The 25092-nt window shown below is 53.0% G+C and carries 22 protein-coding genes; 15 read left to right on the top strand and 7 right to left on the bottom strand.

What is annotated here, in order from left to right; genetic code table 11:
- Positions 1 to 86 precede the first annotated feature (86 nt).
- Positions 87 to 2003 (top strand): 1,4-alpha-glucan branching protein GlgB, encoded by a 1917-nt coding sequence (gene glgB, locus NST26_RS17370; protein ID WP_340979540.1) that lies wholly within the window; start codon positions 87 to 89, stop codon positions 2001 to 2003.
- Between the two features lie 45 nt (positions 2004 to 2048).
- Positions 2049 to 3485, top strand: a complete 1437-nt coding sequence (gene glgA / locus NST26_RS17365; RefSeq protein WP_340979539.1) for a glycogen synthase GlgA — start codon at positions 2049 to 2051, stop codon at positions 3483 to 3485.
- Between the two features lie 127 nt (positions 3486 to 3612).
- Here glgA and NST26_RS17360 read toward each other — a convergent pair whose 3' ends face one another.
- Positions 3613 to 5364 (bottom strand): alpha-glycosidase, encoded by a 1752-nt coding sequence (locus NST26_RS17360; RefSeq protein ID WP_076079315.1) that lies wholly within the window; start codon positions 5362 to 5364, stop codon positions 3613 to 3615.
- A gap of 232 nt (positions 5365 to 5596) precedes the next feature.
- Here NST26_RS17360 and NST26_RS17355 point away from each other — a divergent pair, with 232 nt between their 5' ends.
- The 4 genes from NST26_RS17355 (at position 5597) to NST26_RS17340 (ending at position 9560) form a co-directional block, all read left to right on the top strand.
- Positions 5597 to 6421 carry a transporter substrate-binding domain-containing protein gene (locus NST26_RS17355; RefSeq protein WP_209873716.1) on the top strand — a complete coding sequence of 275 codons (825 nt, stop codon included), beginning with the start codon at positions 5597 to 5599 and terminating at the stop codon, positions 6419 to 6421.
- 134 nt (positions 6422 to 6555) lie between these two features.
- A complete protein-coding gene (locus NST26_RS17350) occupies positions 6556 to 7215 on the top strand; it encodes an amino acid ABC transporter permease (RefSeq protein ID WP_076079313.1) in 660 nt (219 codons plus the stop codon).
- Positions 7202 to 7924, top strand: a complete 723-nt coding sequence (locus NST26_RS17345; RefSeq protein ID WP_340979538.1) for an amino acid ABC transporter ATP-binding protein — start codon at positions 7202 to 7204, stop codon at positions 7922 to 7924. The genes NST26_RS17350 and NST26_RS17345 overlap by 14 nt, the downstream gene beginning before the upstream one ends.
- A gap of 109 nt (positions 7925 to 8033) precedes the next feature.
- Entirely contained in the window at positions 8034 to 9560 is a 1527-nt protein-coding gene (locus tag NST26_RS17340; RefSeq protein WP_340979537.1) for a Ppx/GppA phosphatase family protein, read from the top strand.
- Here the strand turns inward: NST26_RS17340 and ppk1 are convergent.
- Positions 9508 to 11628: a polyphosphate kinase 1 gene (ppk1, locus tag NST26_RS17335; protein WP_340979536.1), complete on the bottom strand. Its 2121-nt coding sequence runs from the start codon at positions 11626 to 11628 to the stop codon at positions 9508 to 9510. The two genes, NST26_RS17340 and ppk1, sit on opposite strands and share 53 nt — an antisense overlap.
- A gap of 299 nt (positions 11629 to 11927) precedes the next feature.
- Here ppk1 and NST26_RS17330 point away from each other — a divergent pair, with 299 nt between their 5' ends.
- The gene (locus NST26_RS17330) at positions 11928 to 12611 is read left to right on the top strand and encodes a 3D domain-containing protein (protein WP_209873728.1); all 684 of its coding nucleotides are present in this window, start codon (positions 11928 to 11930) and stop codon (positions 12609 to 12611) included.
- A gap of 126 nt (positions 12612 to 12737) precedes the next feature.
- On the opposite strand, the gene NST26_RS17325 is transcribed toward NST26_RS17330, so the two are convergent.
- Positions 12738 to 13640, bottom strand: coding sequence for a polysaccharide deacetylase family protein (locus tag NST26_RS17325; RefSeq protein WP_340979535.1), 903 nt, complete (start codon positions 13638 to 13640; stop codon positions 12738 to 12740).
- Between the two features lie 174 nt (positions 13641 to 13814).
- Between NST26_RS17325 and NST26_RS17320 the strand changes: the two genes are divergently transcribed.
- From NST26_RS17320 to NST26_RS17285, 8 genes are all read left to right on the top strand, one after another.
- Complete coding sequence (locus NST26_RS17320) at positions 13815 to 14855, top strand: NADH:flavin oxidoreductase/NADH oxidase (RefSeq protein ID WP_340979534.1); 1041 nt, start codon at positions 13815 to 13817, stop codon at positions 14853 to 14855.
- Positions 14856 to 14941: 86 nt separating this feature from the next.
- A complete protein-coding gene (locus NST26_RS17315) occupies positions 14942 to 15646 on the top strand; it encodes a dihydroorotate dehydrogenase electron transfer subunit (RefSeq protein WP_340940340.1) in 705 nt (234 codons plus the stop codon).
- On the top strand, positions 15639 to 16583 hold the full coding sequence (locus NST26_RS17310; protein ID WP_340979533.1) for a dihydroorotate dehydrogenase: 945 nt from the start codon (positions 15639 to 15641) through the stop codon (positions 16581 to 16583). Before NST26_RS17315 ends, NST26_RS17310 begins: the two co-directional genes overlap by 8 nt.
- A gap of 87 nt (positions 16584 to 16670) precedes the next feature.
- A complete protein-coding gene (gene lpdD / locus NST26_RS17305) occupies positions 16671 to 17021 on the top strand; it encodes a prenylated flavin chaperone LpdD (protein WP_340979532.1) in 351 nt (116 codons plus the stop codon).
- 68 nt (positions 17022 to 17089) lie between these two features.
- Complete coding sequence (locus NST26_RS17300) at positions 17090 to 17758, top strand: PspA/IM30 family protein (protein WP_036726499.1); 669 nt, start codon at positions 17090 to 17092, stop codon at positions 17756 to 17758.
- A 126-nt stretch (positions 17759 to 17884) separates the two neighbouring features.
- The gene (locus NST26_RS17295; RefSeq protein ID WP_036726501.1) at positions 17885 to 18295 is read left to right on the top strand and encodes a DUF350 domain-containing protein; all 411 of its coding nucleotides are present in this window, start codon (positions 17885 to 17887) and stop codon (positions 18293 to 18295) included.
- Between the two features lie 41 nt (positions 18296 to 18336).
- The gene (locus NST26_RS17290; RefSeq protein WP_036726503.1) at positions 18337 to 18843 is read left to right on the top strand and encodes a DUF4178 domain-containing protein; all 507 of its coding nucleotides are present in this window, start codon (positions 18337 to 18339) and stop codon (positions 18841 to 18843) included.
- Positions 18844 to 19027: 184 nt separating this feature from the next.
- Complete coding sequence (locus NST26_RS17285) at positions 19028 to 20356, top strand: molybdopterin molybdotransferase MoeA (RefSeq protein ID WP_340979531.1); 1329 nt, start codon at positions 19028 to 19030, stop codon at positions 20354 to 20356.
- A gap of 970 nt (positions 20357 to 21326) precedes the next feature.
- Here the strand turns inward: NST26_RS17285 and map are convergent.
- The 4 genes from map to xerS all read right to left on the bottom strand — a co-directional run bounded on the left by map (position 21327) and on the right by xerS (position 24996).
- Positions 21327 to 22076 carry a type I methionyl aminopeptidase gene (map, locus tag NST26_RS17280; protein ID WP_036726505.1) on the bottom strand — a complete coding sequence of 250 codons (750 nt, stop codon included), beginning with the start codon at positions 22074 to 22076 and terminating at the stop codon, positions 21327 to 21329.
- Positions 22077 to 22119: 43 nt separating this feature from the next.
- On the bottom strand, positions 22120 to 22746 hold the full coding sequence (locus NST26_RS17275; protein WP_036726507.1) for a TetR/AcrR family transcriptional regulator: 627 nt from the start codon (positions 22744 to 22746) through the stop codon (positions 22120 to 22122).
- A gap of 240 nt (positions 22747 to 22986) precedes the next feature.
- The gene (locus tag NST26_RS17270) at positions 22987 to 23853 is read right to left on the bottom strand and encodes a pentapeptide repeat-containing protein (RefSeq protein WP_340952418.1); all 867 of its coding nucleotides are present in this window, start codon (positions 23851 to 23853) and stop codon (positions 22987 to 22989) included.
- 48 nt (positions 23854 to 23901) lie between these two features.
- Positions 23902 to 24996, bottom strand: a complete 1095-nt coding sequence (gene xerS / locus NST26_RS17265; protein WP_340958041.1) for a tyrosine recombinase XerS — start codon at positions 24994 to 24996, stop codon at positions 23902 to 23904.
- Positions 24997 to 25092 lie beyond the last annotated feature (96 nt).

Here is a 25092-nt window from a genome sequence, read left to right as displayed (position 1 = left end):
GCCTGGACTTCTCTCAAAATCATTTTCAAAATCTATATATTCGGGTAATGTAATAGGTGCATCATATATCCTAAGGTGGTGATGATTTGGCCGATTTACCAAAAACAGAAAACCTCCCGTCCGCTGAAGATATTTATCTGTTCCATGAGGGCACGAATTATCGCAGCTATACGATGCTTGGCGCGCACATTGCCGTCCAAGAAGGGCAGGCCGGCGTTCGCTTTACCGTGTGGGCTCCTCATGCGGCATATGTAGGACTGGCGGGAGATCATAACAGCTGGGATGGAACATCCGATCTTGATACGTTATATAAGATACCCGATTCAGGATTTTGGAGTCGTTTTTTTCCGGGAATGGAGCCTGGAACTTTTTACAAATACAGGATTACAGGAGCAGATGGTACAAGCTTCCTCAAAGCAGACCCATATGCCTTCCACGCGGAAGTTCGCCCGGCAACAGCATCTGTTGTAGCGAATCTGGACGGCTACAAATGGGGGGATGCTGCTTGGAGGCGGAAGAGTAAAGGTCCGTATCAGGCACCCATGAATATTTATGAAATGCATCTGGGCACCTGGCGGCAAAAGGAAGACGGCGAACTCTATACTTATCGGGAGATCAGCAGTCTGCTGATTCCTTACCTGAGCGAAATGAGCTATACCCATGTGGAGTTTATGCCGCTCGCTGAACATCCATATGATCTGTCCTGGGGCTACCAGGGAACCGGTTATTTTGCGGCTACCAGCCGCTTCGGAGAGCCGCAGGATCTGATGTATCTGATCGATCAGCTGCATCAGGCCGGCATCGGGGTTATTCTGGACTGGGTTCCTGCCCATTTTGCCAAGGATGCTCATGGCCTGCGCCTGTTCGACGGTTCGCCGCTGTATGAGTATGCTGATCCGATGCTGGCGGAGAAGCCGGGCTGGGGCACCTTGTCCTTCGATTTCAGCAAGCCGGAAATCTCATCCTTCCTGATCTCCAATGCCTTGTTCTGGTTCGAGAAGTATCATATTGACGGCATGCGCGTGGATGCGGTTACGAGTATGCTGCGGCTTGATTTCGAGAAGGAACCCCATCAGTACCGGACGAATGAGCATGGCGGGCTGGAGAATCTGGAGGCTATCCGGTTCATTCAGCAGCTCAACCAGACGATTTTCCGGTATTATCCGAAGGCGCTCATGATGGCGGAAGAATCCAGTGCCTGGCCGGGTGTAACCTCACCGGTGCATGAAGGGGGCCTGGGCTTCAACTACAAATGGAATATGGGCTGGATGAATGACACCTTGGGCTACATAGAACGGGATTTCGATTCGCGCCCTTATCATCATAATTTGTTGACCTTCCCGATATGCTATGCGTATGCCGAGAACTATACACTTCCGCTGTCGCATGACGAAGTAGTGCACGGCAAGAAGTCGCTGCTGGACAAAATGCCGGGGTCCTATGAGCAGAAATTCGCCGGTCTGCGCCAGCTTCTGGGGTATCAGATCAGCCATCCGGGCAAGAAGCTGCTGTTCATGGGCGGAGAGTTCGGGCAATTCATTGAATGGAAGGATCAGGATCAGCTCGACTGGCTGCTGCTGGATTATGAGAGCCACCGGCGGATGCAGGCCTATACAGCTGCGCTGAATAAGCTATACCTTGCCGAAAAAGCGCTGTGGGAGCTCGATCATGACATGACGGGCTACCAGTGGATCGATGCCGATGACAGCGGGCAGAGTGTCGTATCCTATATCCGCAGAGGCAAACGTCCGGTAGACACGCTCTTAATGATCATCAACTTCCAGCCGGCCGAGCGCCGCCATTACCGTATCGGCGTGCCTCGTTCGGGTGTTTATGAAGAGTTATTTAGCTCGGAGAGCAACGAATACGGCGGATCGGGCTTCCATAATGAGCCGCTGAAGAGCACCAAGACCGAGTGGCATAATCAGGTGAACAGTATAGAACTGACCCTGCCGCCACTTAGCTTCTTGGTGCTTAAGAAGTCAGGCCGCAAGACCGTTTAAGGGCAGGAAGTGTCCGAATAAGCCACTATATAAGGGGGAGATGGAATGAAAGTATTATTTGCCGCGGCGGAAGCCCATCCATTTATCAAAACAGGCGGACTGGCCGATGTCATCGGCGCTTTGCCGAAAGCCCTCAAGGCGGCCGGGGTCGATGTCCGGGTCATTTTGCCCAAATACAAAGGAATTCCTGAGAAGTATTCCGCTCAGATGGAGCATGTCGCTACTCTGGAGGTCCCGATTGGCTGGCGCAATCAGTATTGCGGGATCGAAAAGGTGGTATTTGAAGGGATTCCCGTGTATTTCATCGACAATGAGTATTACTTCGGCCGTGACGGAATCTATGGCTATATGGATGACGGCGAGCGGTTCGCGTACTTCAACCGGGCGGTGCTGGAATGTCTGCCGGCCATTAGCTTCCAGCCGGATGTAATCCATTGCCATGACTGGCATGCTGCGGTGGTTCCGCTGCTGCTGCAGGCGCATTACCGCCATAATCCGTTCTACAGTGAGATGAGTACGGTATTCACCATACATAATCTCCTGTATCAGGGAGTCTTCCCGTATACCGTGCTGGGTGAGCTGCTGGGTCTGGACGACAGTTATTTCCTGGGCGTGGAGTATTACGGGAATGTGAATTATATGAAGGGCGGGATTGTCTACAGTGACCATGTCACCACCGTCAGCCCGACTTATGCGGATGAGATCCGGACCCCGTACTACGGCTATGGTCTCGATGGTCTCCTGACTGCGCGCTCTGACGCGCTCAGCGGCATTGTGAACGGAATTGATACCAAGAGCTATAATCCGTCCAGTGATACGGCAATCTTCACCAAGTACCGCTCTAACCTGGCCAAAAAAGCCGAGAACAAGCTGGGACTCCAGCAGGAGCTTGGATTGCCGGTGGCCCCTTACATTCCAATGGTAGCTATGGTTACGCGTCTGGTGGATTCCAAGGGACTGGATCTGCTAACCCGTGTGCTGGATGAGCTGCTGTACTACGATGACATTCAGTTCGTGCTGCTGGGGACGGGGGATGAGGTCTACGAACGCTGGTTCCGTGAGGCACAGTGGCGTTATCCGACCAAGCTGTCGTCACAGATTACCTTCAGTGATGCCTTGTCCCGCAAAATCTACGCCGCCAGCGACATCTTCCTGATGCCGTCCAAATTCGAGCCTTGCGGCATCAGCCAGCTCCTCGCGCTGCGTTACGGCAGCATTCCGGTGGTCCGTGAGACAGGCGGGCTGAACGATACCGTGCAGGCATACAACGAATACACCGGAGAAGGCAACGGCTTCACCTTCAAGGATTATAATGCCCATGATATGATGCACACGCTCCGCCGCGCCGTCTCGTTCTACCACAAGCCCGAGCACTGGAAAAAAGTAGCCAAAAACGCTTTCTCCGGCGACTACAGCTGGAACGTATCCGCACAGCAGTACATTGATATTTATAACAAGATTACTGTGGCTGCGGAGGAATAGGTACAGTAAGGTTTAGATGGGAAAAGGCACCCCTCAGTTCATGATGAACTTAGGGATGCCTTTTTGACGTTGTTCACCGCAACGGCGACCATGCAACGTGTTCAAAACTTAAATGTGTCTAATTTCATCAAGCCTCCACAATATGCCGGAACAGAATCCGGTACTCGTACGGCTCCAGTGCCACATTCATCATCCCGCGTTCCGGGGCTACTGCTTCGCCGGTCAGCGCATCCAGCCAGTCACTGGTCTCCATCGGGTGGCTGAGCGTGCGTTGCTGCGGTGAATTGTTCATCCAGACCGTGAAATGGATCAGCTCATCTGCGCGCTCATAGACAATGCACGGGTCATGCTCACAGGCCTGAAGAATCCGGAAGCGGCCTTCACGAAGCGCCTTATGCTCCTTGCGCAAACTAATCATCATCCGGTAAAAGTCATACAGCTCGCGGTCCTGCTTGCCCTGATCCCATTCCATACATTTGCGGCAATCCGGGTCCTCGTAGCCCGTCAGGCCAATCTCATCGCCGTAATAGATGCAGGGGGTGCCCATGAAGGTGAACAGGAAGACGACCGTCAGCTTCAGCTTCCGTTTGTCTTCACCAAGCACGGTGAGCAGGCGGGGGGTGTCATGGCTGCCAAGCAGATTGAAGACCACCTCGTTCGTCTGCTGCGGATAACGCATGAGCAGGCCGCCGATCCGGTGACCGAAGGTGATGCCGTCCATCCCGCCGTTGAAGAATTCCAGCACCGTCCCCGAGAAGGGATAGTTCATCACCGAATCGAACTGGTCGCCGAGCAGCCAGGTTAAGGAGTCGCTCCATACCTCGCCGACGATGTAGGCATCCGGGTTCGCGGCCTTGACCACCTTGCGGAAATCACGCCAGAAGTGATGGTCCACCTCGTTGGCCACATCCAGCCGCCAGCCGTCCACCTTGATCTCCTTGATCCAGTATTCGGCCACCTCCAGCAGATAAGATTTTACTTCATGATTGGCGGTGTTGAACTTCGGCATATTGCCGTAGAAGCCGAACGTGTCATAGGTGGGAATACCGTCCACAATCTCAGCCGGAAAAGAGTTCACATGGAACCAGTCCCGGTAGACGGAGTACTCCCCTTTGGCCAGCACATCCTGGAAGGGCGGGAACTGATCGCTGCAATGGTTGAACACCGCGTCAAGCATGACGCGCAGGCCCCGTCTGTGGCATTCCTCGACAACCTGCTTCAGCAGCTCATTATCGCCGAAATGCGGGTCAACTCTCCGGTAATCCACAATGTCATATTTATGGTTGGAAGGGGAGACGAATAGCGGCGTGAAGTAGAGGGCGTTGACGCCCAGCTCCTGCAGATCATCCAGATGGTCCAGCACGCCCTGAAGGTCACCGCCGAAGAAATTATTCAGCTCAGGCTTGCCGCCCCAAGGCTGCGTGCCTTCCGGATTAATCAGGGGATTGCCATTCGCGAAACGCTCGGTCATGATCTGGTAGAATACGGCATCCTTTGCCCAGGGAGGAACCCGGAACAAGTCGATCCCGTGGATATATGGGAATTCGTAGAAGTGATTCGGCGGAGGAGGACACTCAGAGCGAATACCGTTATCGAGCAGATAGACCGTCTCCATACCCTTACTTACGCGAAAAGTATAGCTAAGCCGCTTATATTTGGGCCGGACCGCTGCTTCCCAGTAATCGAATTTGTCATCGGAGGCGGCCTTCTCCATGATAATGTCATAAGAGGTATGCTGCCAATCATACTTGTCGCCGGTAAGGGCGACTACGTAGTCCACATCATCACGTTTGGTGCGCACACGCAGATGAATCGTTTCAGTATCATAGGCATAGGCCCATTTGTCACGGGGAACATGGTACATCGCTTCAAGCAGCATAGTAGCACCTCCTGTAAGTTGGGTGGAAGCTGTAATGATTCGTGCGGCATTTGGAGATAATCTATAGTAGATAGTATTATATACCACCTTCATAGGATGTGCATTTTTTTGTCGCCGTAACAGGTTTTTGTCACAAAATCGTCTTTGCATATTCATGCGAAGTGATTTATAATAAGTCGGTCCATGGGACGGATAGAATAGAGAATATAAATAGAACAGGGAGACGAGACAAATGAACAAATGGGGTAAACTTTCTATGGGACTGCTGCTGGCAGCAGGACTCTTGGCCGGATGCGGCTCCAATAACGATAAGAACAATACCGCAGCAAGCGGAAATGGCGGTGCTGCAAGCACGGAGGCGCCGGCCAAGAAGCTGATTATGGGTACAAGCGCAGACTTTCCTCCATATGAATTCCACAAGATGGTTGAAGGTACGGATACGATTGTTGGTTTTGATATCGAGATTGCCAAGGAGATTGCCGCTGATTTGGGCCAGGAGCTGGAGGTTAAGGATCTTCCGTTCGACTCTTTGCTGAATGAGCTGGCAAGCGGCCGGATCGATATGGTGATCTCGGGACTTAGCCCGACACCGGAACGCGCTGAAGCTGTAGGTCTCTCGGACATCTACTATAAGGCAGAGCAGGCTGTCGTAGTGCGTGAAGCCGACAAGGACAAATTCGCCAGCATGGACGCACTGAAGGGTGCCAAGATCGGAATTCAGACCGGTTCCATCCAGGAGGGGATCGCCAAGGGTATCGAAGGCGCACAGCTGACCTCCCTCAGCAAAATCTCCGAAATCGTCCTGCAGCTACAGTCGAACCGGGTGGATGCTTCCATCATGGAAGGACCTGTTGCCAAGTCCTTTGTGAAGAACGTCAAGGGCCTCGTGATCACGGATGCCAAGCCGGAGGTTGAAGATGACGGCTATGTCATCGGTGTGAAGAAGGGCAACACCGAGCTGCTCGATCAAGTGAATAAGACGCTCGGACGGCTGAACTCCGAAGGCAAGATTGATGAATTTGTAGCGGCAGCAAGCGAGCTTGCTGAGAGCAAATAACACGCGAAGCCGCATATACGGTTAGCGGAGATCAAGATAGGCCCGCAGCTGGCTGCGGGATCATGCTCTACCATGCAGAAAATGGCGGTGATCCGCCGTTTTCTATTTTTTTGAGAAGAGGAGGGTTTGAGGCAATGAATATATTCGATATGGCTTATGAGTACCGCAATTTATTCTTATCCGGTCTGCAGTACACACTGCTGCTTGCGGTGCTGGGGGTATTCTTCGGTTTCGTACTAGGCATCCTGGTTTCGCTCCTGCGGATGTCCAAATGGAGAATTCTGCGCTTTATTGCCACCGCATGGGTGGAATTCTTACGCGGGACGCCGATGCTGGTGCAGCTGTTTCTGATTCACTACGGCCTGCCGGAGTTTGGTATTTCGCTGTCCCCGATTCAGTCGGGTGCGATCACACTTACGATTAACAGCTCGGCATATTTGGCTGAGATTTTCCGTGCAGGAATTCAAGGGGTGGACCGCGGCCAGATGGAGGCGGCTCGTTCACTCGGAATGAAGCAGGGTATGACCATGCGTTACATCATTTTGCCGCAGGCATTGAAGAACGTATTGCCTGCCATCGGCAACGAATTCATTACAATTATTAAGGAGTCCTCTATCGTATCGATGATTGGTGTAGCGGATCTGCTGTTCCAAGCCAGAACAATAACCACCATTACTTATGAAGGACTTAGTCCGCTGCTTGTGATTGCGGTCATGTATTTCGTACTAACATTCACACTATCCAAGCTGCTGGGTATATTGGAACGGAGGCTGAACACGGATGATCGAGGTTAAGAACCTGCGGAAGAGCTTTGGGAAGCTGGAGATCCTGAAGGGCATTGATCTGAATATTCACAAGGGTGAGGTCGTTGTTGTCATCGGTCCCAGCGGATCGGGTAAAAGTACCTTTCTGCGCTGCCTGAACCTGCTGGAGCAGCCCACAGGCGGGGAGATCAGCTTCGAGGGTCAATCCATTACCGCGAAGCGCCATGACATCAACATGACCCGCGAGAAAATGGGAATGGTGTTCCAGCAATTCAACCTGTTCCCGCACAAATCCGTGCTGCAGAACATTATGCTCGCTCCGCTCAAGGTGAAGAAACAGCAGGCTGCTGAGGCCGAGAAGTACGCGATGGAGCTGCTGCGGACTGTAGGCCTTGAAGACAAGCGCGATGCTTATCCGGCGCAGCTCTCCGGCGGACAGAAGCAGCGGATCGCAATCGCCCGGGCGCTGGCTATGCAGCCGCATGTCATGCTGTTCGACGAGCCAACCTCGGCGCTGGACCCGGAGATGGTCGGTGAAGTGCTGGAGGTTATGAAGCAGCTGGCGGTGAACGGCATGACTATGGTGATTGTGACGCACGAGATGGGCTTCGCCCGTGAAGTCGGGGACCGAATCCTGTTCATGGACGGCGGAGTGATTGTGGAGCAGGGGACACCGGCAGAGGTGTTCGGTCATCCCAAGCATGCCCGTACGCGCGATTTTCTCAGCAAGGTATTATAGAAGGCTGGCTAAATAACCCCACCATATGGGGTTATTTTATTTTGGCGGAGTGCACAATGGGTGATATAGTATACAGATGATCAATCTACTTGAAAAGGAGTACATACAGATGAGAGATGATCTTTGCCGGATCGGCATTATTGATATTGGTTCCAACTCTATACGACTAGTAATTTATGACACGACGCAGGCAGGCGGCTACAAAATCATCAAGGAATGTAAGTACTCTGCCCGTTTGAGCGAGAAGATTACGAAGGAGGGCAGGCTGGAGAAGAAGGATATGGATACGATCATACCTGTTCTTCAGCAGTTCAAGGAGATTTGTGATGATTTTGAGGTGGATAAAATCCGCGCAGGCGCCACCGCCGCCATCCGTAATGCAGCGAACTCAGCGGAGATCATCAGCTATCTGTCGGAAGCTTCATCCATCCAGATTGAAGTGGTCAGCGGATATCAGGAAGCGTATTTCGGCTTCCTTGGGGTGATCAATGCTTTTGACGTTCAGGATGGCTTCGTGATTGATATTGGAGGGGGCAGTACCGAGGTCACCTTATTCCGCGGACGGCGTTATCAGCAGAGCATCTCGTTCCCGTTCGGTGCGGTCAATACGAATCAGATGTTCAGCCAGGGCGGCAACTGGAATGCGGATCAGATCCGCAAGCTGCAATTATACGTCACCGGCAGGCTGGTGGAGCATGACTGGCTATCGACGGGCACAGGGCTTCCGCTATACGGGCTGGGGGGAACACTGCGGTCAATGGCTAAGCTGGATCAGAGGAACCGGGATTATTCGCTGCCTAATTCCCATGGCTATGTCCTGGAGAATGAGACGATCGAACGGTTCATGGAAGTTCTGCCTGCTACCCCGTTTGAGAAGCGCAAGGACCTGGACGGGCTGTCCAAAAGCCGGGCGGATATCATCGTGTCCGGGCTGATTATTTTCCATACCGTCTATCATTACATTGGAGCCAGCCGGGCGCTGATCAGCGGCGAAGGCCTGCGTGAGGGCATGCTGCATGATCTGCTGGAGCCGGAGCAGCCGGTGCGTGACAGCGCGCTGGAGTACAGTCTGGATACGATTATCCGCTTCGATATCCGTACCTCCAAGCGGCATCTCGACCATATCAACAAGCTGGCGCTGAGCCTCCTGGGGGCCTTTGATCGGGAAGGGGACCGGGAGGAGCAGGAGATGCTGGTCTATGTGGCGATTATGCTGCACCGGACAGGCTCCAACATTAACTATTATCAATCCAAGCGGCACACTCACTACTGGTTGATGAATTCACCCATCCGGGGACTGACGCACCGCCAGCTGATTCTTAGCGCGTACATCGCTTCCTACAGCACAAAAAGCCGGAAGCAGAAACTGTCCCTGATGCATAAGGACATTTTGCTGCCTTCCGACGAGGAATGGATTCATAAGCTGGGTACATTAGTGCAGTTAAGCATTGCGCTGGACAGCACCGAGATCGGCATTGTCAGCGGGCTGAAGTCCCGTCTGCATAATCATACGCTGGATCTGGAGCTTCAGGGCGGACAAGTGCTTATCGGCCTGGAGGACATTGAGAATGCACTCAAAGCCTTCAGGAATGCTTGGTCGGTGAAGGTAAAGCTCGGCTTCCCTTCCAGCGGGTAACATCCATAGCGGCGAACTGGCTCCGGAGCGGGGCCTTTTTGTCGTCGATCCGTTCATAATATCCGTTGGGCTGAAGGAAGCTGGATTTGACATTGTCCATCAGCGACAGCTCCAGAATCTTGACAATCTGCCCCCGGATACTGCTATCCTTCACCGGACACATCAGCTCGATCCGCCGGGTCAGGTTGCGTGTCATCCAGTCGGCACTGGACAGGTAGACCTCGGGATCGCCGCCATTCTCGAAGTAATAGATGCGTGAATGCTCCAGGAAGCGGTCCACAATGCTGCGTACCGTAATGCGCTCACTGAGGCCTTCAATTCCCGGACGCAGACAGCAGACTCCCCGGACGATCAGGTCGATAGACACTCCCGCCTGGGCCGCGCTGTACAGATAATCAATAACCTCCTGGTTCGACAGAGAGTTCATCTTGGCTATAATCCGTGCAGGCCGGCCTGCGGCGGCATGCTCCGCCTCACGCAGAATCAGCTTCTGGAGCGACAGACTCATATTGGTCGGTGCTACGATGAAGGAGTTCCAGTTGTAGTTGGCGGAGTAGCCTGTCATCTGATTAAACAGCTCTGACGCATCCAGGCCAATCTCATGATTGGCGGTGAACAGGCTAAGGTCGGTATAGGCCTTGGCCGTGCTGTCATTGTAGTTGCCTGTCCCCACGTGAACATAACGGCGCAGCTCTGAGCCTTCCTGGCGGACGATCAGCGTCACCTTGGCATGGGTCTTGAGGCCGACGAGACCGTAGACCACGTGGCAGCCGGACTGCTCCAGCTTACGCGCCCAGGCGATGTTGCGTTCCTCATCGAAGCGGGCCTTCAGCTCCACGACCACCGTAACCTGCTTGCCGGATTCGGCTGCGTTGGCGAGGGCAGTAATCAGCGGAGAATTGCCGCTGACCCGGTACAGCGTCATTTTGATCGCCATCACCTGCTCATCCTCAGAGGCCTGGATAATGAAATCCGTCATCGCATCGAAGGATTCGTACGGATGATAGACCAACACATCACGGGTGCTCAGCACCTCGAAGAAATCCTCATTCTCCTCGAATTCTGCCGGATACATCGGCTCGACAGGCGGGTTGAGCAGATAGCTGAAGCCCTTCAGACTGCTGCTGAAGCTGCGCAGGAAGCCGAGATCAAGCGGACCTTCAATTTCGAAGAGGAAGTCCTCCAGCTCGAATTCAGCCTGAAGCTGCTCCAGTGCATAGGGATGGATGCCTTTCTGGACCTCCAGACGGGCAGGCACACCACGGCGGCGTTTGCGGAGCTCCTTCTCAATCTCCTCCAGCAGATCCTCCGCACCTTCTTCATCTATCGTCAGGTCGGAGTTGCGGGTCAGACGGAATTCGCTGACAGCTACCGGATCATAACCGCTGAATAAGGTCTGAATATGATGGCGGATCACATCTTCAATGAATACGAATTGCCGTTTTTTGCTGTTCGAGCGGTGAGGCAAGGGAATGCAGCGCGGCAGATTGGACGGAATCTGCAGAATGGCGAAGTAAGGCTCATCCTCCTGGCTGTCCTTGCGTGTCAGCACGACAGCCAGATAGATGAATTGGCTGTGAACCAGCGGGAACGGACGGCTCTGGTCCACGGCCATCGGAGTCAGCACAGGGAAAATAATATCACGGTAGTATTCCTCAACCGACAGCTCCTGTGCCGGTGTCAAGTCTTCATAATCAACGAACACAATGCCCTCTTTGTGCAGGCTGCGTGAAATATCCTTAAAGGTGCGGTACTGGTCGGCGACGATCTTGGTCACCCGTTTGCTGAGGCGTTTATAGAGGCCGGAGGGCGTGTAGCCGGTAAAATCTTTTTTGGTATATCCCGCCCGGATCTGATCCTGGATGCCCGCTACCCGGACACTGATGAACTCATCCAGGTTACTGGACACAATGGCCAGGAATTTGGCCCGCTCAATCAGCGGGTTCTCCGGGTCCTGTGCCTCGCCGAGCACCCGGCGGTTGAACTCGATCCAGCTGAGGTCACGGTTAAGATAGGCTGTTGCAGGACTGATATTGTTGATTTTTTTCTCATCTGTATTCACGTTCATGGACCCTCCAAGTTGCTTCAATGTCTAGTTATGATATCGTATTCTTTCATTCTACTATTTGCTTAAGCGAGAAATGTTAAAACTGTGTAAAATTTTTGCGAATATTCAGGAAACATGGCATAATTCTGCAGAGTCTCTTCATAATGATTAAGAATATGTAATATTTGCATCCTTGATAACGCTTTAATAGGGCTAATTATTTCCAATATCCACAAAAACATAGCCAATGGTTACAAAGTTGTGATATATTCATTACTGTTAGTTTACAAACCGCGCGTCACCATTGAAGGAGGCAATTCATGAAACTCAAGATCAGAGCCATCACCGCCCTGGCGGCCGTACTGGGACTCGGCACCTTGCTTCACGCAGCTCCCGTTCAAGCCGACAGCGTACATATCGCTGGAGAGACTACAACCTATTATACTCTATCCAATCATTATGGCATAAGTGTAGAAGAGCTTATGAATGCGAACCCGCAGATTTCAGCGCTAAATATTTATCCCGGGCTGAAATTCACCATTCCGGGTGATGTTCAAGCCAAGACTGTGGCAGCAGCCAATACTGCAGCAGCTTCAGTAGAAGCTGTGGACGCTGCAGAAGTTCAAGCCTTTAGTGTGCAGCCGGCAACCAACACTGTTCAAGCCTGGGGCAAAGAATTTAATTATGCCAAAGTGCTGCAGGTCAAGGCTTCCGCCTATTCCTCAGCAGCCAGCGAGAATGGCAAGTGGGGCGCAGTCGATTATTTCGGCAATACGCTGAAGCTCGGAACCATCGCCGTTGACCCGAGCGTGATTCCGCTGGGAACGAAGGTGCTCGTAACCGGGTATACCCATCCGGGCCTTCCGAAGCAAGCTTTCGTAGCTACAGCCACGGATATGGGGAGCGCGATCAAGGGCAACCGGATCGATATCTTTATTCCGGGCAGCCAGAGCTTTGTAGCCGATTTCGGTTATCAGTATGTACATTTATATATTATTGAATAAACCGATAATGATAAGTTGCACCAATGTTGCACGAATGCAAGCATAACAGGTATTAATGAAAAGGAAACAAAACCAGGCAGCTTCGCCGGTTTTGTTTCCTTTTTTGTTACCCTGCTTATCAAGCGGTTATTTGCTTTTGCTGACCTGGAGCATCTGGGGAACGGTTACGAAGCTGTATCCGCGCTGGCGCAGATTGCTGATAATCTCGGGCAAGGCCTGCAATGTTCCCTGAAGATTACTGCCCCTGCCGCCACCCCCATGCTGTAGGATGATGGCCCCTCTGCCGGCCCGGGAGAGGATGTTATGCTTGACCTGATTTTTGGATAGTCCTCTCCAGTCGAGCGAGTCGACGTTCCAGTTCACCATCTTATAGCCATGCGCTTTCGCCCATTTAAGCTGCGGCTCGTTGATGTCGCCATACGGCGGGCGGATCAGCTTTGGCTTGTATCCGGCCAGCAGCTGCAGAATATTCTCCGTCCGGATAATCTGGATGCGGAAGGCATTCATACTCAGCTTGCTGAACTGGGGGTGATTATAGGAGTGATTGCCGATAGCATGGCCTTCGCGGATCATCCGGGCTACCAGGGCGGGATGCTTCTCCGCACGGCTGCCGACCACGAAGAATGTAGCTTTGACTTTATATTTGCGCAGCACATCCAGGAGCTGCGGGGTGAAGCGCGGATCAGGCACATCATCGAAGGTGAGAGCGATCATTTTGCGGCGGGGACCCTGGGTCTTGAGGGTCTCCGGGTATTTGCGCAGCAACTGGCTGAGGGAGAGGCCTTTGCTTTTTTTATGGCGCCTTACTGAAGATTGGGAGGCCGCTGATCCCGCCGGTACCGCCGTTTCCTCTTCAATAGAAGCCTGTGGCCGGGAAGATGGCAGGATCTCTTGTGCTGGCACTGGCGCAGGACTATCTGCCGCAGCAGCAGAGACAGATACAAGCTCCGCAGCCGGTGCAGGAGCAGCCAGGGCCAGGGCAATGACGGATATGAGCAGCACAATGCGGCGGAATATTGCCAGTTTCATCGGAATGATGCCTCCTCCAACCACGGGTCCGGTTATTTTAGAATATAAGGGTTGTTATTTCCAAGCAGCCGTGAAATTATGCCGTACAGGCAGCAGAGCATTCAAAGATTTATCACATCCGCAAATCGTTGTATACTGAAATGGATCATAGATACGGGAAGGATGGAGACAAGAATGACCGATTTGTTCACACCTTATGAACTGAAGGCTCTGACCCTGAAGAACCGCGTGGTCATGCCTCCAATGTGCCAGTATGCGGTTGAGAAGCAGGACGGTATTCCGACGGATTGGCATCATGTGCATTATGTCAGCCGGGCTGTCGGCGGGAGCGGCTTCATTATTGTAGAGATGAGCGGAGTTCACCCCGATGGACGGATCACGAACCGGGACACCGGGATCTGGGAGGACGGGCAGATTCCGGCGTTCAAGCGGCTGACGGGTGCCGTTCATGCCCATGGTGCTAAGGTTGCCATCCAGCTCGGACATGCCGGCCGCAAGGCCGTCGATGCCGCTCCGCCGGTTGCACCTTCGGCAATACCGTTTGATGATACCTATGCTATGCCCAAGGCGCTTAGCCGTGAAGAGATTGCGGAGCTGATTATCGCCTTCCGGGAAGCGGCGCGGCGCGCGGTTGAAGCGGGATTCGATACCGTTGAGCTGCATGGAGCCCATGGATACCTCATTCACCAGTTCCATTCCCCGCTATCCAATGTCCGGGATGATGAGTATGGCCAAGACCCCATTCTGTTCGGTGAACAGGTGGTAGAGGCGGTGCGTGAGGTGCTGCCGGCTGAGATGCCGCTAATCATGCGGGTCTCCGCCAAGGAATACGTCGAGGGCGGTTATGATGAAGCTTATGCGCTGGAATTCTGCCGCCGCTACAAGGAGGCAGGGGTAGACCTGTTCCATGTATCCTCGGGCGGGGAAGGGCCGATAGGCTCGAATGGAGGCCCTAATGCGGGGCCGGCTTATCAGGTGGGGCTTGCCGAATACATACGCAGCGGATTACAGGTTCCTGTTATCGCAGTCGGGCGTCTGGAGTCGTATGAGGAAGCGCAGGCGGTGATTACGGAAGCGAAGGCAGAGCTGGTAGCTGTAGGCAGAGGTATGCTCAGTGACCCGTACTGGGCACTTCATGCTGCGGAGGCGCTGGGCGGAATTAATACGTCCGATCTGCCCGTACCTTATTTGCGCGGAATCTGGAATAAGAAATAGAGGGCATCATTTGTGAATAATGTCACAGATTTTAAGTTCCTTCTAAGGCATGGTTAATAAGATTAAATTTGAAGGAGCTTGATAACGTGGCGACGGTAATTAGTAATGAGCGGCTGGCTGAAGGAGTGTACCACCTGGCAGTTGAAGGGGGGAACAGCGGGGAGATGGGTCAGTTCTACATGCTGCGGGCATGGGGAGCCTATCCGCTGCTGTCCAGACCGCTTAGCATACATCAGGTGAATGATAACGGTGTTGAATTCTTGTATCACGTAGTAGGTGAAGGAACAGAGATCCTTGCCGGACTGAATCCGGGCGATCCGCTGGAGCTGGAAGGACCGTTCGGCACAGGCTTCCCGCAGGTCGAAGGTAAGGTAGCGTTAGTGGGCGGGGGGATCGGAATTGCTCCGCTGTATTATTGTGCGCAGAAGCTTCCAGGGAGTGATATCTATCTCGGCTTCAGCCGTGAGCCGTTCCGTACAGAAGCCTTCCGTCCTCTGGCTGCTGAGCTGACCGTTGATGTAGGCGGACTGATTCTGGACAGCGTGGATTTCTCGGCGTATGACCATATCTTCGTCTGCGGCCCGCATCCGATGCTGAAGGCTGCACAGCTCAAGGGCAGCGCTCCAGATCCTGCGGGTAAGCACCCTGACGTCTATCTGTCACTGGAGAACCGGATGGCCTGCGGAATCGGCGCTTGTCTGGTCTGCAGCGTCTCCTGCAAGGACGGGCAACGCAAAGCCTGCGCAGACGGTCCTGTCTTCCTGGCTGAGGAGGTATTATTCCATGATTAATACAACTATTGATACAACTGCAACGATTGCCGGTGTATCCTTCAAGAATCCGATTGTGATGGCTTCCGGCACCTTCGGCTTCGGCCGTGAGTATGGCCGGTTATATGATGTGTCCCTGCTTGGCGGAATCTCCGGCAAGGGGCTAACGCTTCACGCCAAAGCTGGTAATCCCGGAATCCGCGTCTATGAGACGCCTTCCGGTATGCTGAACAGCGTGGGGCTTGAGAATCCGGGAGTAGAGGCCTTTCTGGCCAAGGAGCTGCCGTATTGGGAGACGCTGGATACCGCACGTATCGTGAACCTAGGCGGCAACACGCTGGCGGATTACGTGCTGGGTGCTGAGCTGATCCAGCGGGATGCGGATGCCCGTATTCTGGCCGGGACGCAGGCCGTGGATATGATTGAGCTGAATATCTCCTGCCCGAACGTGAAGGAGGGCGGAATTGCTTTTGGCGTGAAGACTCCGGCAGCGCAGGAAGTGGTTCGTGCGGTACGGGCGGCTACAAGTCTGCCGCTGGCCGTGAAGCTGTCGCCCAATGCCGAGGATATTGCGGAGATGGCTGTGATGTGTGAAGCAGAGGGGGCGGACGCCGTCTCTCTGATTAACACGATCTCCGGGATGAAGATCGACGTCCGCCGCCGCCGCAGTGTGTTCAATAACCTCTATGCGGGACTATCCGGACCAGCGGTTAAGCCGGTGGCTCTGCGTATGGTGCATCAGGTTGCCCGCCGGGTAACCATTCCGGTAATCGGCATGGGCGGCATCACTTCAGCCACGGATATTATTGAATTTATTATGGCGGGAGCGACTGTAATACAGGTTGGAACCTACAATTTCATGAATTTGCGGGCGGGCAGCACACTTGTAGAAGAATTGCAGCAGTTTATGAAGGAAGAGAATATTTCCTCACTGGATGAGATCCGTGGTATTGTATAGGCAGCAAGCCGGTTTGCAATGATCTTTTTGCCGCAGAATGAGAGATCTCTACAGCCTATGGTTAATATAAAGGGAGGGGAGTTCTGCTTGACAACGAATCTGGTGCATCCTGACGATATCGTGCTGTCCGAGACCGAGGTGGGCCGTGATCTGCTGCTGCTGATTACCGGGGGAGTGCGCCATATCGGTGCAGCAAGCACGGCGTACATGGACGGAGAATTCGCACGGGTGATGACCTCTGCCGTTCCCCATCATAAGGAGCATACGATCAGTGAAGCCATTGCGCTGAAGGCTGCTGCCGCATTGAACCGGACAGTCACAGTTGTGATGGGCATCCACTATGACGATCTGAGCAAAGAGGGCATCCTTGCGGTCGTAAATATTGTGAATGATAAGGTGGAGCAATATTTATTACAGAAGGCCGGAACAAATTTTTGAAACGATCCCCATCTCCCTGCGTAAAAGATACCATTGAACAACTAACTTTTATTTTGGAGGAATGAACGATGTCTATATTCAAAAGATTGCGTGATCTGACCATGTCCAATGTGAATGCGATTATCGATAAAGCTGAAGATCCGGTTAAAATGACCGACCAGTACATTCGTGACATGACGGAGGATCTGGAGGATGCTGAGAAAGCGGTAGCTGCCCAGATCGCTATTGAGAAGAAATTCAAACAGTTGTACGAAGAGCAGGAAGCGCTCGTGAACAAGCGTAATCAACAAGCTCATGCAGCCGCTCAAGCCGGTAACGCCGATCTGGCCCGCCGTGCTCTTGAAGAGAAGAAATCGGCAGAAGCCAAGCTTGTAGAGTACAAGGCCAGCTTCGACCAGAACAAGGCTTCCGCCGACAACCTGCGCGGCAAGCTTGATGAAATGCGCAAACAGCTTACCCAGATGAAGAACAAGCGGGAGACACTCGTTGCCCGTTACAACGCTGCGAAGGCACAGACCGAAATCAACAAAGCGATGAGCGGCTTCAGCTCCGACTCTGCTTCTGCCGGACTCAAACGGATGGAAGACAAGATGCTGCAGGCCGAAGCACAGGCAGAAGCCAGCAACGAGATGAGCTCGGGCAACAAGTCGCTCGATGATGAGTTCGAGAAGCTGGGCAAAGACCAGGCGGTTGAAGATGAGCTGGCTGCGCTGATGAAGCAATACGATAAACAATAACATATTGGCATAAGCCGGACTTCAGGCTGATGGCCACAGGCGAAGGGGAGACAGAACCAGCGGTTTCTCCTTCGCTTTATGTTTGTCTTACCTGTTATGAAATATGAACAAGCGGGGGCTGGAGTAATGGATTTCGATACCCTGGTGTCCATGGTAGTATGGACGGTCAGCGGCGCAGTACTACTGTGTGTGCTGATGCTCGTGGATTCGCTGTTTACCCGTTATAATGATATGGAAGAGCTGAAGGCAGGGAATATGGCCGTGACTACCCGGCTGGTGTTGAAGCTGCTGTCACAAGGCTATATTTTATCGGCATCCATTGCTGCGGCGAACCGGCTCGGGACCGCCCTTATCGTCTCGATTGTCTCTTTTATCCTGTTATTCGTGCTGGAGAAGACGGTAGAGCAGCTCCTCAGCCGGTGGGGGAACCTTGAACTGGATCATGGCACTCAGCTTGGCAAGGTCGGCTACGGCCTGATGGCAGGCTCGCTGCATGTGACGGGGGCATTGATTATAGCGGCCTTTATTCGCGGATAAGAAGAAGGATTAGCGTACCAATCTGTAGGAGGATGATGGCTTTGGGTCTTTGGAAAAGAATCGGCAATCTGTTCTCGAAGCCGGAGGCGCCTAAAGCGCCCGCAAGCATGCTGACCCTGTCTCCCGGAGATATCTGTGAGGTCTCCCTGGTCACCTATGAAGTGACGGGCCGGACGAAGACGAGTGGCCGTAATGCTGTTGTACTGACGCTGCGTGACGGGAGCCGGATCGCCTATCTGTATATAGAAGAGCGGGAAGAGCTGCAATACAGATTGTATCACCCGATAGACGGGCGTCTGGACAGTCCTTCCGAGGTCCCGGCTACCCTGGAGCTGGATGACCGGACCTTCTATCTGGAGGAAGAATATGAAGGATATGCCGCCGTTACCGGGCAGACGCCTTATATGAACGGCGGGGAGCAGCATGTCTGGCAATACCAGGCGGATGATTCGCGGCTGCTGCGTGTGGAATGGCAGAATGGACGGTTCATGCTCTATGAGGGTGAAAGCGTCCTTTCGGCTGATGTCAGAGTGATCCGCGCATCTTAAGCTTGAATTGGAGCTGGGCTGCGGCTGCGCTGCTGACTGCAGAATAGAATTGCAATGGACTAAGGGATGCATGCGCTTGTAACAGGCCTGTGCATCCCTTTTGCCATGCCTTCATGTTAGAATAGGGCGTAATTGGTTTAATCAGCAGCAATCTACCGGAGAAGCAGAAGGAGTGAATTCAACAGTGACTAACCGAGAGCATCATAACAAGGAATATAACAACGAATATAGCAGGGATAATAACAAGGAATACAGCAGTGATAAATTTCAGCGGTCAGTGCTGCAGGTTGCAGAGGCGCAAGGCAGGCTGAAGCCTTATGCTGCGCTGCTTGCGCCGGAAGCTGTACACCTGCATCTCAGCAGCGGGCGTTATCTGGCTGAGTCTGCCCATGCACCACATCCCTTTCCGGCATTTGACCGCTCCAGTATGGACGGCTTCGCCGTGATTGCGGCAGATACTTTAGCGGCAGGAGACCCTGACACGGTGTGGCTTGAAGTCATCGATGTCATACCCTGCGGCGCAGTAGCCTCAAGGGAGATTACGGCTGGCACTGCTGCGCGCATTATGACGGGAGCGCAGATTCCTGGCGGCGCAGACACCGTAATTATGATGGAGGCTACGGAGAGCCGGATAGAGGGCGGAGTCACTTATGTCGGTATCCGCAAGCCGCAAGAGCGGGGTCAGCATATTACGCCTTGCGGGCTGGAGCTTAGAGCGGGTGATCCAGTGCTTCCTGAAGGGACTCTAATCGGCGCTGGCGAGATTGCTGTTCTGGCAGCGCTCGGGGTGCCGGACGTTCCTGTCCGCCGCAGACCCAAGGTGGCGGTCTTCGCTACCGGGACTGAGCTGCTGGAGGTGGACGAGCCGTTAGTGCCGGGCAAAATCCGCAACAGCAACTCACCCATGCTGGAGGCGCTAATCCGGGAAGCGGGCGGGGAGCCCGTGATGCTGGGTGCAATCATCGATGATCTGGAGCTGGCCCGCAGTAAGGTGCAGATGGCACTGGAGAGCTATGATCTGGTGATTACTACCGGCGGCGTATCTGTCGGGGATTATGATATTATGGGTGATTTGGTCCGTGAGCAGAGCGGAGAGATGCTGTTCAATAAAATAGCCATGCGCCCCGGCAGCGTCACTACGGCAGCCGTTCGCGGCGGGAGCATCCTGCTCGCCTTATCCGGCAATCCGGGCGCATGCTTCGTAGGATTCCAACTGTTTGCCCGTCCGGTCATCGGGCTGATGCAGGGTGCAGTACAGCCGTATCTGCCGGAGTGGACAGCGGTGCTGGGTGTAAATTATGAGCGGGCCAACAGCTTCACCCGCTATGTCCGCGCCCGTCTGGAGATCCGCGAAGCAGTTCTCTATGTTTATCCAGCCGCCGTGGACGAGTCATCCGTCACAGTTACGATCAAAGACAGCGACTGCCTGATCGTCATCCCGCCGGACAGCGGACAATTATCTGCTGGTGACAAGGTAACCGTGCTGAAGCTGCCGGGTGAGATTCGAGGGTGAATTTGAAGCAAAGGAATTGGGGAGTATCAGAGCTTATGAAGTGAGTTCAGTTAGGAGGGAGATGAGGCTATGGATAAGCGGATGGACGGACGAGCGGATGGATGGACGAGCGGATGGATGGATGAATGACTTGAGGACTTGAGGACGTTCGCTTGAGGCGAGCTTTCAGGGATAGATGTATTCAGTACAATTAAAAACAGTAAAAATCAAGGATTTCCTCCTCTAATTGTAGTCTGTACAACTAAATTTGCCCGAATAGGCCAGAATCGAGGAATCAGGTTAGTTTAAATGCACGAAATACAACTAAACGGATTATCGGCGGGACATCAGGAGATTTAGTTGTACAAACTGCACTTAAGCATCCCCTTAACCTGAAGGAGCACGGCAAGTTCTCAGCATTTCTAGTAGCGACCGGCCAGCAAGCCGATAAGTCAAATGACTAACCAACTAAACCTTTATTATTAAGTTTCAACATATGAAAAATTCATAACAGAAACATGCACAACCAAACAACAACCAAATAACAACCACCAAACAACACCAACAATAATTAATAAAAATGAATTGTTAGAAGATCAAGGTATATTGGGATATTGGAACAGTAGGACCTCGGGATCACTCTATAACTCAACAGCTGGAATTAATGAAGTCAGAACTGGAGCAGAAATTGAAGAATGGAGCTCTGGCAACAGACAATTATCCAACAATAGTAGTTAAATTCCAAAAATTCAACACATGAAAAATTCATAATAGTAAGTTCAAAACACTAACCAGCAGCCAACAAGCAGAATCACCCAATCGCGCGACAGCATCCAACGCCGTAACCACAAAACCCGGTCATAAAGGTAACAAATAAAACCCTTCAGTTTTCTAATAGGGGACAATCCCTAGACAGAAACGGGAGGGTTCTTAGGGTTCGTAAGTGGTCAACTAGATCCAGCCTATATGTGTTAACGTTCTACTACAATGTTTACTGGGCTGTTAAAATCAGCGGTCCATCTGCAGTAATTGCAATGGTGTGCTCATACTGCGCGGAGAGCTTGCCGTCAGCCGTTCTTGCGGTCCATTCATCATCGTCGATGGTGATTTGGTATGTGCCTTCGTTAATCATGGGCTCAATCGTAAATACCATGCCTTCTTTGAGTCGGATGCCTTTGCCTGCGGTGCCGATGTGCACGTAGCTCGGCTCCTCATGCAAGCTTCGTCCGATGCCATGCGCCAGCAGATCGCGCACGACCGAATAACCGTGTGCTTCGGCATGCTGTTGTATGGCCGATGTGATGTCACCCAGCCGTCCTCCCGGAACAGCCCGGGCGATTCCCAGATCCAGGCACTCCTTCGTTACCTGCATTAATCTCTGTGCCTCCGGCCCGATCTCACCGACAGCGTAGCTCACGCACGAATCTCCGAACCAACCCCCGTATTGCGCCACAATGTCCAGCTTCAGCAAGTCGCCTTCCTTCACGACCCGTCTGCTGGATGGAATCCCATGGGCAACCACATCGTTAATGGATATGCAGGTCTCGGCAGGGAATCCGTTGTAGCCTTTGGTGAACTGCTTGCCACCTAGCTTGGTGATATGTTTGGCTACCAAATCATTAATTTCAAGCGTAGTGATTCCAGGTACAATGTGTTTGGAGACTTCACGGTAGCAATCGGCAACAATTTGGCTGGCTTGCTTCATCTCTTCAATTTCTCTGGGGGATTTAAGAATAATCATGATATGTGCATTCGCTCCTTAATCTTTCACTATTGTCTGTCTTTTATAGTTTCAGAACTCTGACGATCTCCGTTGCATCTTCATTAAGCTGCCCTCGGCGGAGGGACAATGCAGCACAGCCAACCAGAGCGGCTAACAGCATCTCTGTATATTGTAATCCAGACGGCGCATCGACTACTGTCCCTCCAGGAGAAAGTGATTCCTCCGTAAGTCCAGTGCCAAGCATCATGGACAGCGGGGTCAGCACCTCCCGGCGGAACTCGGCAGTGAGCGGGGAAGAGCGGGCTTCAGGCAGGGAAGGGAATCCCTCACCAGCCTGCTTACACAGCAGATAGATAGCGTGATCCTCCGCCCATAGCTGCAATAGCCGCACCCCGGCGGCAGAACCCTCCAGCGGGATCTTTAGCGGTAGCCCGGGCTCTGCCATAGGCGGGAACTTCAGCCATTCCCCGGCCCGGTCGAGCGCATCCCATAACAAGTCGTGAAGCAAATCACCCTTATTGCTGTAATAATGATAGACCGTACCATAACCGAGACCGGCCGCCGCAGCCACATCCCGGATTTCTAATAAAGGCCCTTTATTCAAAAATACGTCCGCTGCTGCTTTTCGGATCTGCACCAGCCGCCGCAGCCGGATATCTTCGTTCTGTTCCTTCGTGCGGGGAGTCATCTTATCCGTTCACCTCATTTATTTTAGACCTGCTGTCATGTCAATATAAATCATCGGCAGGCAAATGGCAAGGGAAAATCGTTGAACCAACCATCTGGACGACACAAAAAAACCGGATAGAACATCATCCGGTTTCTTCTCCAAATATAAGAATGTATATGTTTCACGCTATAAATTATCCTTCTATTTCTCGCCGAAACGGTACCGTCCTTAAAAGGACGGCAAAGCCGTTTCCACTTATCAAGCCCAGTGCTCCGGATGTCTTAAGGATTCCGGCAGCTTGGTGGACGGGCTGCCTTGCGCAGCTTGCAGCTGCGCCTGAGTCAGGAAGAGACTGCCCCGCAGATCGGCTCCGCGCAGATTCGTATCGCGGAAGTCCGCGCCAATCAGATCGGCGAACCGCAGGTCAGCGCCGCTGAGATCCGCAGCGATCAGATACGCGCCCCGTAAGCTGAGGCAGCGGAGGTCGGCCCCGCGCAGCTTGGCCCCGATCAGATCGGCCCCGCGCCCATAGTTCTTCTGGCGCTTCGGTGCCGGAGAGAGCTGCTTGCGGGCAGCGGTGCGCGCAAGCTCGCTGGCACGCAGCAGCAGCTCGTTGACTTCAGCTCGGTGCAGGGGCACTTCGAGCTGAAGCAGCTGGTCCGGGCTGAGCAGGGTGAGGGCCTGCGTCTGCTCCAGCATTTTGATAAGCGAATCATGCAGGGTCTCGGCCCCGCGCAGCGTGAGTGCCTCGTGCAGATACCATAGCAGCTCATGCAGCTGGCGCATTACGGGAAGAACCTCGAACATCTGTCCAGCAGTCTCGGGAGCCTGACGCCAGTCGCGTCCGCCATAGGTCAGATTGGAGATTTTCTGCCCGGCCCCGAAGCAGTCGTAAACGGTGCAGCCCCGGAAGCCGCGTTCCCGTAGCTCAGTATGAATGCCGCAGAGGAAGTCTTCACGCAGATTGGGACAGGGCTGTCCGGCAGGCTTGTCAATGGCGAAGTCTGAGGATGCAGAGAAATGAAGCGCTGCGCAGCATAACCCGAAGCAGTTCAGGCAATCCGATTGCAGCTCCGGCAGTTCGGGATTCGTAGGAAATTCAGTAGATGAATGATTGTCTGACAAACGTATTCCTCCAAAAAATAAATGAGATTAACATAGCGGTCATACAGCTTACTGCGGCGGTTCATTGTCCAGACGGCGTTCAATCGCCTCGGACATCGTTTTATCTGTGAGATGAGCATAGATCTCGGTAGTCTCCGTAGAAGCATGGCCCAATTGTTCCTTCGTCCGGTAGATGTCATTCTGCAGGTAATAATCTGTGGCAAAAGAATGCCGCAGCTTATGCACCGTCAGATAAGGCTTGCCGAACCGTTTGGCGTATTTGATGATCATCTCCTGGATCGCCCGTTTGGTCATCCGTTTGCCTTCTTTGCTGCCGTTGGGCAGGGCAATGAAGAGCGCTTTTTCCCGTTTCGGCGTCTTGTACCTGTTCTGGCGGAGGCTTAGATACAAGCTGAGATCATCCTTCGACTGTTCCCGGAAATAGACCGGGGTCTTGAAGGTCTCGTCGTTATGACCCTTGCGGAAGACATAAATCAGCTTATTGTTGACATCCAGATCATCCACGTTCAGGTTAACCACCTCGGAGACGCGCAGGCCGGAATTCAGGATCAGACTGGCAATACAGGCATCCCGTTCACGGTTAAGCTGCCAAGAATAATAAGCCTGCTTATTGGCTTCCACAGCTGTGCCATATCCTTCATAGATGTAGCCAACGAACTCCAGCAGCTCCTCGTCCTCCAGAATTTTACCTTTGAGCTTGGCGGCGGTGTCCTTCGGTTTGTGAATGCGCTTGATCTCAACCTTGGCCATAATGTTACGCTTCAGCAGCGGGTAGAAGTTCTCATCCTCGGCAATCTGGCTTAAGTAATGGAACAGCGAGCGCAGCGCAGACAGCTTACGGGATACGGTCACCCGCGAATTGGCATTCTCAGCCCGGGTGGTCAAGTGCAGACGGTAGCCGACAATGCTGTCCATATGCAGGGTCTCCAGCTCAAGCAGTGTGATGTCAGCATTGCTGGCCGCTACAGAGAGACCTTCACCCCGCAGCCAGCCGAAAAAGGATTCATAGTCCCGGATATACTCCAGCAGCGTGGAGGGGGACAGATCCGGCCGTTTATAGTCGATAAACTGCTGGACAAACCAGGGCATCTGCGGCAGCCGCTGATCCAGGTTTGTCCGGTCGGCCGCTTTTTGAATACTGATGAGTTTCACCTTCTTTATAGTTTCCCCAAAGGGGAGGGCTGTCCTTCTATCTTACCATGTTTCTGGCAAACCTTGCTCCTGATGAGACAAAGTTAT

Origin of the sequence: Paenibacillus sp. FSL R7-0128 (genome assembly GCF_038002245.1) — a bacterium.
GTDB lineage: Bacteria > Bacillota > Bacilli > Paenibacillales > Paenibacillaceae > Paenibacillus_AQ > Paenibacillus_AQ silagei.
This window is presented reverse-complemented; position numbering and strand designations above follow the sequence as displayed.

What these genes read in the sequence shown, in the direction of transcription:
- glgA (WP_340979539.1), top strand. Translation starts at nt 2,049, where the DNA reads ATGAAAGTATTATTTGCCGCGGCGGAAGCCCATCCATTTATCAAAACA.
- NST26_RS17360 (WP_076079315.1), bottom strand. Translation starts at nt 5,364, where the DNA reads ATGCTGCTTGAAGCGATGTACCATGTTCCCCGTGACAAATGGGCCTAT.
- NST26_RS17355 (WP_209873716.1), top strand. Translation starts at nt 5,597, where the DNA reads ATGAACAAATGGGGTAAACTTTCTATGGGACTGCTGCTGGCAGCAGGA.
- NST26_RS17350 (WP_076079313.1), top strand. Translation starts at nt 6,556, where the DNA reads ATGAATATATTCGATATGGCTTATGAGTACCGCAATTTATTCTTATCC.
- NST26_RS17345 (WP_340979538.1), top strand. Translation starts at nt 7,202, where the DNA reads ATGATCGAGGTTAAGAACCTGCGGAAGAGCTTTGGGAAGCTGGAGATC.
- NST26_RS17340 (WP_340979537.1), top strand. Translation starts at nt 8,034, where the DNA reads ATGAGAGATGATCTTTGCCGGATCGGCATTATTGATATTGGTTCCAAC.
- ppk1 (WP_340979536.1), bottom strand. Translation starts at nt 11,628, where the DNA reads ATGAACGTGAATACAGATGAGAAAAAAATCAACAATATCAGTCCTGCA.
- NST26_RS17330 (WP_209873728.1), top strand. Translation starts at nt 11,928, where the DNA reads ATGAAACTCAAGATCAGAGCCATCACCGCCCTGGCGGCCGTACTGGGA.
- NST26_RS17325 (WP_340979535.1), bottom strand. Translation starts at nt 13,640, where the DNA reads ATGAAACTGGCAATATTCCGCCGCATTGTGCTGCTCATATCCGTCATT.
- NST26_RS17320 (WP_340979534.1), top strand. Translation starts at nt 13,815, where the DNA reads ATGACCGATTTGTTCACACCTTATGAACTGAAGGCTCTGACCCTGAAG.
- NST26_RS17310 (WP_340979533.1), top strand. Translation starts at nt 15,639, where the DNA reads ATGATTAATACAACTATTGATACAACTGCAACGATTGCCGGTGTATCC.
- NST26_RS17300 (WP_036726499.1), top strand. Translation starts at nt 17,090, where the DNA reads ATGTCTATATTCAAAAGATTGCGTGATCTGACCATGTCCAATGTGAAT.
- NST26_RS17295 (WP_036726501.1), top strand. Translation starts at nt 17,885, where the DNA reads ATGGATTTCGATACCCTGGTGTCCATGGTAGTATGGACGGTCAGCGGC.
- map (WP_036726505.1), bottom strand. Translation starts at nt 22,076, where the DNA reads ATGATTATTCTTAAATCCCCCAGAGAAATTGAAGAGATGAAGCAAGCC.
- NST26_RS17275 (WP_036726507.1), bottom strand. Translation starts at nt 22,746, where the DNA reads ATGACTCCCCGCACGAAGGAACAGAACGAAGATATCCGGCTGCGGCGG.